Origin of the sequence: Intrasporangium sp. (assembly GCF_032907665.1) — a bacterium.
Classification (GTDB): Bacteria; Actinomycetota; Actinomycetes; order Actinomycetales; family Dermatophilaceae; genus Intrasporangium.
In genome coordinates this window covers 1-7,737 of the sequence record NZ_JAJJPG010000155.1, presented here as the reverse complement: position 1 = coordinate 7,737, position 7,737 = coordinate 1, and the positions used below count along the sequence as shown (strand labels likewise).

Here is a 7,737-nt window from a genome sequence, read left to right as displayed (position 1 = left end):
ACGACGAGCACCTTGGCCGGCGGCACCTTGCCGGCCGCCGTCACCTGACCCGTGAAGAACGATCCGAACTCGTGAGCAGCCTCCACGACCGCGCGATAGCCGGCGATGTTGGCCATCGAGGAGAGCACGTCAAGGGACTGGGCCCGACTGATCCGGGGAACCGCGTCCATCGCCATCGCCGTGACACGGGCGGATCGGAGCTGCTCGACGAGCTCCGGGTTGAGCGCCGGGGCCAAGAGACTGACGAGCACCACCCCCGGGCGGAGCAGGGCGATCTCGGCATCCGACGGGGCGTTCACCTTGTGCACGATGTCGGAGGCCCAGGCCTCCGCAGTCGTGACGATGCGGGCGCCGGCTGCGCGATATGCCTCGTCGGAGAAGCTCGCCGCGTCACCGGCTCCGCTCTCCACGACGACGTCATGTCCAAGAGCCATCAGCTGTCCGACGGTCTTGGGTGTTGCGGCGACGCGCGTCTCACGGGGGCGCGTCTCGCGGGGAACACCGATCTGCACAGGTTTCTCCTTCGTGGTCTGCGCTGCACCCTGAAACCTATGGCACAGACCACCCCCTTGCGCCGGGAGTGCCAGCCAAATCACAACCGGGGGGGCTCTGCCCCGCACCTCCCGTGCTCCCCTCCGGGACCCCCTCCCCGGTTGCCCTACGCTGAGTAGCATGCCGCCCGGACCAGCGCCCAGCCACGTCACCTGCGCCGTCGAGGACGGTGTCGCCCGCGTGGAGCTGAACCGACCGGACAAGCTCAACGGTCTGACGCTGGAGATGCTCGACTCCCTCGTCGCCACCGCCCGGCGGCTCCGTGCCGACCGCTCGCTGCGGGCCGTCATCCTCTCGGGCGCAGGGGACTCGTTCTGCGCCGGCTTGGACTTCGCCACGGTCCTGAAGAACCGTCGCGCCATCGCAACCGCCTTCGTGCCGCGCCCGTGGAGAGGCACCAACACCTTCCAGGAGGCCTGCTGGGCGTGGCGGCGCCTGCCGGTCCCGGTCGTTGCCGTGGTTCACGGACACTGCTATGGCGGCGGCGTGCAGATCGCTCTCGGCGCAGACTTCCGCTTCACCACGCCGGATGCCAGGTGGTCCGTCCTCGAGGCGAAGTGGGGGCTCATCCCGGACATGTCGGGGATCCAGAGCCTGACCGAGGTGGTCGGCATCGACGTCGCGAAACGGCTCACGATGACCGGGACGGTGGTCAGCGGGCAAGAGGCTGCGGAGATCGGGTTGGCCACCGGCGTGTCCGACGATCCCCTGCGCGCGGCCGAGGAGCTCGTCGCCGAGATCATGACCCGTTCGCCTGACGCCGTTGCCGCGGCAAAGCGCCTTTTCGGGCAGACCTGGTCCGCCGGGCCCCGGAGAACCTTCGCCAGGGAGCGCGCCGAGCAGTTGCGCCTGCTCGTCCGCACCCCCAACACCCGCCGAGCACAACGGGCCGCGTTTGCCCGTGAGTCGCCCGACTTCGCTCCGCGCCAACGTCGCTGAGCGCGGGAGGCAGCGCGACCGCTGGGCTCGTGCGAGACGAGCCCAGCGGCATACGGCATGGTGCTGGTGGGCGTCAGCCGGGCTTCGGCGCTCCCGGACGGGCGTAGCGCCACCAGATGATGGCGGTGCACATGACGGCCCAGGCGATGCCGATGATGTAGAACATCGTCGGCGACATGATCGTCAGGCCGACACCGAAGAGGAACGGGCCGAAGGCTGCGATGGCCGCGGTCCAGCCGATGACCCCACCCGCCTGCCTGCGCTCGAAGATCATCGGCATCTGCTTGAAGGTCGACGCGTTGCCGATGCCGCTGAAGAGGAAGATCGCGAGCATGCCCCAGAGGAACCGGTTGAACCCGCCCTCGAGCGCGGCAGCCGACGAGGTGTCCGGCGAGAGCGCAGGGATGGTGTACGTGATCGAGGCGATCAGGCCGAGAGCCGAGACCAGAGTCCATTTCGCGCCGCCCATCCGGTCGGTGAGGGGCGAGAAGAGCACGCGAGCGGCGGCCCCGACGAGCGGGCCGAGGAACACGTATTTCACGACGTCGGGCACGGCGTAGCCCTCGATGAGGAGCGTGGCTGAGGCTCCGGCCCCCTCGACGATCTCCTCGTTGCCGATGCCGTAGAGGTTGGCCATGAGCAGTCCGAACTGTGCGGACAGGCCGGAGAACGTGCCGAAGGTCATGATGTAGAGCAGCGTCATCCACCAGGTGTCCTGGTTGCCGAAGATGTCGAACTGCTGCTTGATGTTCGCCTTGATCGGGACGGACTTGAGCATCGTCCAGGCAAGGATCGCGCCGACGAGCATGAGCGGGATCCAGACGAACGCGGCGTTCTGGTACCAGACCTCCTGCGTCGGCTGCCCCGGCATCTCCAGCATCTGGCTGCCGCCGAAGATGCCGAGCGCGCCGAGGGCGATGAGGTAGGGCGTGAGGAGCTGGACGATCGAGACGCCGAAGTTGCCGATGCCGGCCTGCAGGCCCAGGGCCGTGCCCTGCATGCGGCGCGGGAAGAAGTAGGAGGTGCTCGGCATGAAGCCGGAGAACGCACCGCCGCCGATGCCGGCGAGGAAGGCGAGGACCATGAGCTCCCAGTAGGGCGCCGTCGGGCTCTGGACCCGGACACCCCAGCCGAGCGTGGAGGCGATGAGCAGGAGTGAGGTCAGGGACACCATCTTGCGCGTCCCGAGGATCGGTGGGAGCACCATCCAGACCAGTCGCAGCAGACCCGCGGCGAGGCCGGGCATCGCAGCCATCCAGTACAGCTGGCCCTTGGTGAACTCGTAGCCGAGCAGGTTGAGCTTGGGGATGATCGCGCTCGGGAGGAACCAGGCGATGAAGGCGAGGGTCAGGGAGAACGTCGTGATCCACAGGGTCTTCCAGGCCAGCCCCTTGTCCCAGGTGGCCTCGTTCTCGGGATCCCAGGACTCGAGCCACTCCCCCTTGGTGGGTGCGGTCTTGGTGGTCATGCGCGAGCCTCCGTCGTTTCAGTGGGGGCGCCCGGCCCGGACGCGTGGGTGAGATCATCGTCGGAGCGCCCTCCGGCGGCCGGGTCCAGGAGGTCCGGGTTGTGGCCGGGTGGCGGCTCGAAGTAGTCCGACAGGTGCGGCGAGCCCCGGTGCAGCATGTGCACGACCGTCCAGTGCATCCACAGGGCGCAGGCCAGGGTGAGCAGGAAGATGACGAAGAACGTGCTGGATGGGAACCCGAACCAGGCCTTCGTGTAGGCGAACATCGGCGGCAGGAAGAACCCGCCGAGACCTCCGAGCATGCCGACGAGGCCACCGACGGGACCGACGGCCGTGGGGAAGTACTCGGGGATGTGCTTGTAGACCGCGGCCTTGCCGATGCCCATCGCGCAGCCGAGGAGGAAGACGAGGATGACGAACGGCACCAGTCCCATGGTGTAGTTCCAGTGCTCCGTCTGGGTGCCGTCCGCCTGGACGACGACGAGGTGGCCGTTGGGCATCATGAGCAGCCCGCTCGTGACGAGCATGACGGTGAAGGTGAAGTACATCCCGCGTCGGGCGCCGAACTTGTCGCTGAACCAGCCGCCGACCGGCCGGAGCAGGGAGGCGGGGAAGATGAACGTCGCCGTGAGGAGCGCGGCCGTCCACAGGTCGAGGCCGAAGTTGTCGACGTAGTACTTCGGCAGCCACACCGACAGGGCCACGTAGGCGCCGAAGACGGCGACGTAGTAGAGGCCGAAGCGCCACACCCGGACGTCCCCCAAGGGCCGAAGCATGGTCGAGATGGACTGGCTCCTGCCCGGCATCCGGTCGTGACGAGGGGTGATGACCCAGGTGAGCACGCCGAGGGCAACGAGCAGCACGGCGTAGATCGCCGGGACGACGCGCCACCCGCCCTCGACACCCAGGACGTACGTGGCCCCGGCCGTGCCCGTGATGATCGCCGGCCCGATGAACTTCGTCACCGACGCTCCGACGTTTCCGGCGCCGAAGACCCCGAGGGCGAAGCCCTGCCGGTCGCGGGGGTACCACGCGGCGTTCCAGGCGATGCCCACCGAGAAGAGGTTGCCGGCGAAGCCGACGAGGAACGCGAGGACGAGCAGGACCAGGTAGCTCGTCGCGTGGGACACGAAGAACGAGGCGACCGCCGTCGCGAAGAGCATGAAGATCGTGACTCGCCGACCACCGATCCGGTCGGTGAGCATCCCGGCCGGCAGGCGCCACAGCGAGCCGTTGAGGATGGCAACCGCCGAGACCCAGGACAGCTCGACGTCGGTGAGGCCGAGCTCCTTCTGGATCGGGATGCCGAGGATGCCGAACATCATCCACACCGCGAACATCACGGTGAAGGCGGTGGTCGACATGACGAGGACCCGGGTGCGTCCCGAGGTTCCCGCAGGTGAGCCGCTCATCTCGTCCCCATCTTTTGGAGGAATGAATCATTTTTAATGATGCAGCTTTGTGGGCTGGTCGACCCTCCCGACCATTGTGCCACCCCCGGATCGACGATCAACTACGTTACGTAGTAGGTTGCCGCGCATGCAAGTCGTACGCACGGGATCTGCCTCACACGCGGCGAAGTCCACTGGATTGACCACCATCGAGGTGGCTGCACCGGGACGGAATCGGACTCCTCTCAAACCCTCTGTTTCCAGCGCCGAACCCGTGCTTAGATGGAGGAAAGGGTTTCCTCTAAATTACGCAACGGCCATGTGCGCTAATTGAAGGGCGGGGTTGTGGCTCTCACTGCGGGTACCAGCTCGGGCGCCGCCGGCCCGAGCGCTGGCGTCGACCCCGCCGGGGGGCCGGCTGCCACCGACCTGCTCGAGTCGCCGGTCCGCCGCACCATCGTCGACGCGCTGGCCAACCTCCCGACGGGCGTCGACCCGGCCACGGGGGCCGTCGTGCCCCATCCCGGCCTGCGGGCTCAGGACCTCGCCGAGCGGCTGGGGCTGCACGTGACGACGGTGCGCTTCCACCTCGACCAGCTCGTCACCGCCGGCCTGCTCCGCTCGCACTTCGAGCGGCGCAAGGAGGCGGGCCGTCCGCGCAAGCTCTACGCGATCGAACAGGGCTCCCTGACGACGGTCACCTCCGACCAGTCCTATCGAATGCTCTCCGAGCTGCTCGTCGAGACGCTGAGCTCTGGCGCCGACGAGCCGGCGGGCAGCCCCGAGGACGCCGGCGTCCGCTGGGGGCGCCGTCACGTCCTCAACGGGCACGCCGGGCTCGTCGGCCAGCCCCCGGCCCGCTCGCCCGGCCAGTGGCTCGGCAAGATCGGCCAGATGGTCGACCTCCTCCGCGAGTGGGGTTACAGCCCGGAGGTCTCGACGACCAACGCAGGGCGCACCGTCCGGGTCGCCCTGCACGACTGCCCGTTCCTGCCCCTCGCCAAGGACAACACCGCCGTGGTCTGCGGCATCCACCGCGGCCTCATGCGCGGGGTGATGGAGGCGCTCGGTGAGGAGTCGACCGAGGTCGGCCTCACCCCCTTCGTCGCCCCGGGCATGTGCATCGCCGCCCTCACGACCGGCTCGACCTTCGAGCAACCAGCGTCTCCCAACCATCCGCCCCGACAAGGAGATCACTCATGAACGCCTCCCCGACCGGTCTCACCGAGACCGGGCTCGACAGTCACTTGAGCGAGGCCCTCGTCGGAACCCGTCGGTTCTTCACGAAGGCGACGGTGTCCGAGGACAAGCGCAGCATGGAGGCCCAGGGCGGGCGCGCCGGGGACTCCTTCTATCGCGACCGCTGGAGCCACGACAAGGTCGTGCGTTCCACCCACGGCGTCAACTGCACGGGCTCGTGCTCCTGGAAGGTCTACGTCAAGGACGGGATCATCACGTGGGAGGCGCAGCAGACGGACTACCCCAGTGCGGGCGCGGACCGCCCCGAGTACGAGCCCCGGGGATGCCCTCGTGGTGCCGCCTTCTCGTGGTACACCTACTCCCCGACACGCGTCCGCTACCCCTACGTGCGCGGCGTCCTGCTCGAGATGTTCCGCGAGGCCAGACGGGAGCACGACGGCGACCCGGTGCTCGCGTGGGCGTCGATCGTCGAGGACCCCACGAAGGCCCAGCGGTACAAGAAGGCGCGCGGGAAAGGCGGACTGGTTCGGGCCACCTGGGACGAGGCCGCCGAGATCGTCTCAGCTGCGCACGTCTACACCGTCAAGCGCTTCGGCCCCGACCGCATCGCCGGCTTCTCGCCCATCCCGGCCATGTCACCGGTCTCCTACGCGTCCGGGGCCCGTTTCCTCGAGCTCATCGGCGCTCCGATGCTCTCGTTCTACGACTGGTACGCCGACCTGCCCAACGCCTCACCGCAGGTGTTCGGCGACCAGACCGACGTGCCGGAGTCGGGCGACTGGTGGGACGCGGGCTACCTCATCATGTGGGGCTCCAACGTCCCGCTCACCCGCACCCCCGACGCCCACTGGATGACCGAGGCCCGCTACCGCGGCCAGAAGGTCGTCGCGGTCGCGCCCGACTACGCCGAGAACGTCAAGTTCGCCGACGAGTGGGTGACGGCGGCACCGGGCACCGACGGCGCCCTGGCGATGGCGATGGGCCACGTCATCCTCAAGGAGTTCTTCGTCGACCGGCAGGTGCCCTTCTTCGTCGACTACAACAAGCGGTTCACCGACCTGCCCTACCTCATCAGCCTCGTCCCGGGCGACGACGGCGCCTACCGGCCGGGCAAGTACCTCGTGGCCGGCGACATCGAGGGCGGCGCCCTGGCCGACTCCGAGAACGCCATGTGGAAGCCCGCCGTGCTCGACACCCGCACCGGCGAGATCGCCATCCCCAACGGCTCCATCGGGGACCGCTTCGGAGACGAAGGGCTCGGCAAGTGGAACCTCGAGCTCGGTGACATCGACCCGGCCCTGACGCTCCACGGCACCCACGACGAGACTGTCGAGGTTGCCCTCCCCCGCTTCGACGCGGCCGACGGCAGGGTGGCCCACGAGCGGCGCGGCGTGCCGGTGCGACGCGTCGGAGACCGGGTCGTCACCACCGTGCTCGACCTCATGCTCGCCCACTACGGGGTGGCGCGCGATGGCCTCCCGGGCACCTGGCCGACCGGCTACGACGACCCGTCCGTGCCTGCCACGCCGGCGTGGCAGGAGGAGCACACGTCGGTCCCGTCCGAGCAGGTCATCCGCCTGGCCCGCGAGTGGGCCCAGAACGCGATCGACACGAACGGCCGCGGCATGATCCTCATGGGCGCCGGCACGAACCACTGGTTCCACAGCGACCAGATCTACCGGGCCATGCTCGTCCTCACGACCATCACCGGCTGCCAGGGCCGCAACGGCGGCGGCTGGGCGCACTACGTCGGCCAGGAGAAGATCCGCCCGATCATGGGCTTCCAGCACATGGCCTTCGCCCTCGACTGGCACCGGCCGCCACGACACATGAACCAGACGGCGTACTGGTACGTCAACACGTCCCAGTACCGCTACGACACCTTCACCGCCGACGACCTCGACGCCGGCACGGGGGTCTTCGCAGGCAAGGGCGTCATGGACCTGCTCGCCCAGTCCGTGCGGCTCGGCTGGACCCCCAGCTATCCCACCTTCAACCGCAGCTCGCTCGACCTCGCCGACGAGGCGGCTGCCGCGGGGATGGAGCCGCCGGCCTACGTCGTGCAGCAGTTGAAGTCCGGCGAGCTCACCTTTGCGGTCGAGGACCCCGAGGCCGAGGTGAACCACCCACGGATCCTCAGCCTGTGGCGCGCCAACCTGCTCGGCTCGTCGGCGAAGGGCAACGAGT

The 7,737-nt window shown here is 68.6% G+C and carries 5 protein-coding genes and 1 pseudogene; 3 read left to right on the top strand and 3 right to left on the bottom strand.

Translation table 11 applies throughout. The features are described from left to right. A pseudogene (locus LOY02_RS16690) lies at positions 1-512 on the bottom strand (NAD(P)(+) transhydrogenase (Re/Si-specific) subunit alpha); the annotation flags it as partial. 160 nt (positions 513-672) lie between these two features. Between LOY02_RS16690 and LOY02_RS16685 the strand changes: the two are divergent. Next, the gene (locus LOY02_RS16685) at positions 673-1,491 is read left to right on the top strand and encodes a crotonase/enoyl-CoA hydratase family protein (RefSeq protein WP_317183498.1); all 819 of its coding nucleotides are present in this window, start codon (positions 673-675) and stop codon (positions 1,489-1,491) included. Between the two features lie 73 nt (positions 1,492-1,564). Here the strand turns inward: LOY02_RS16685 and LOY02_RS16680 are convergent, their stop codons facing one another. Beyond that, positions 1,565-2,959 (bottom strand): MFS transporter, encoded by a 1,395-nt coding sequence (locus LOY02_RS16680; protein ID WP_317183497.1) that lies wholly within the window; start codon positions 2,957-2,959, stop codon positions 1,565-1,567. Then, positions 2,956-4,371: an MFS transporter gene (locus LOY02_RS16675; protein WP_317183496.1), complete on the bottom strand. Its 1,416-nt coding sequence runs from the start codon at positions 4,369-4,371 to the stop codon at positions 2,956-2,958. The genes LOY02_RS16680 and LOY02_RS16675 overlap by 4 nt, the downstream gene beginning before the upstream one ends. Positions 4,372-4,695: 324 nt before the next feature. Between LOY02_RS16675 and LOY02_RS16670 the strand changes: the two genes are divergently transcribed. Further along, a complete protein-coding gene (locus LOY02_RS16670) occupies positions 4,696-5,553 on the top strand; it encodes a helix-turn-helix transcriptional regulator (protein ID WP_317183495.1) in 858 nt (285 codons plus the stop codon). Further along, positions 5,550-7,737 (top strand): molybdopterin-dependent oxidoreductase (locus LOY02_RS16665; protein WP_317183494.1); only part of this gene is annotated, 2,188 nt, incomplete at its 3' end. The genes LOY02_RS16670 and LOY02_RS16665, both read left to right, overlap by 4 nt.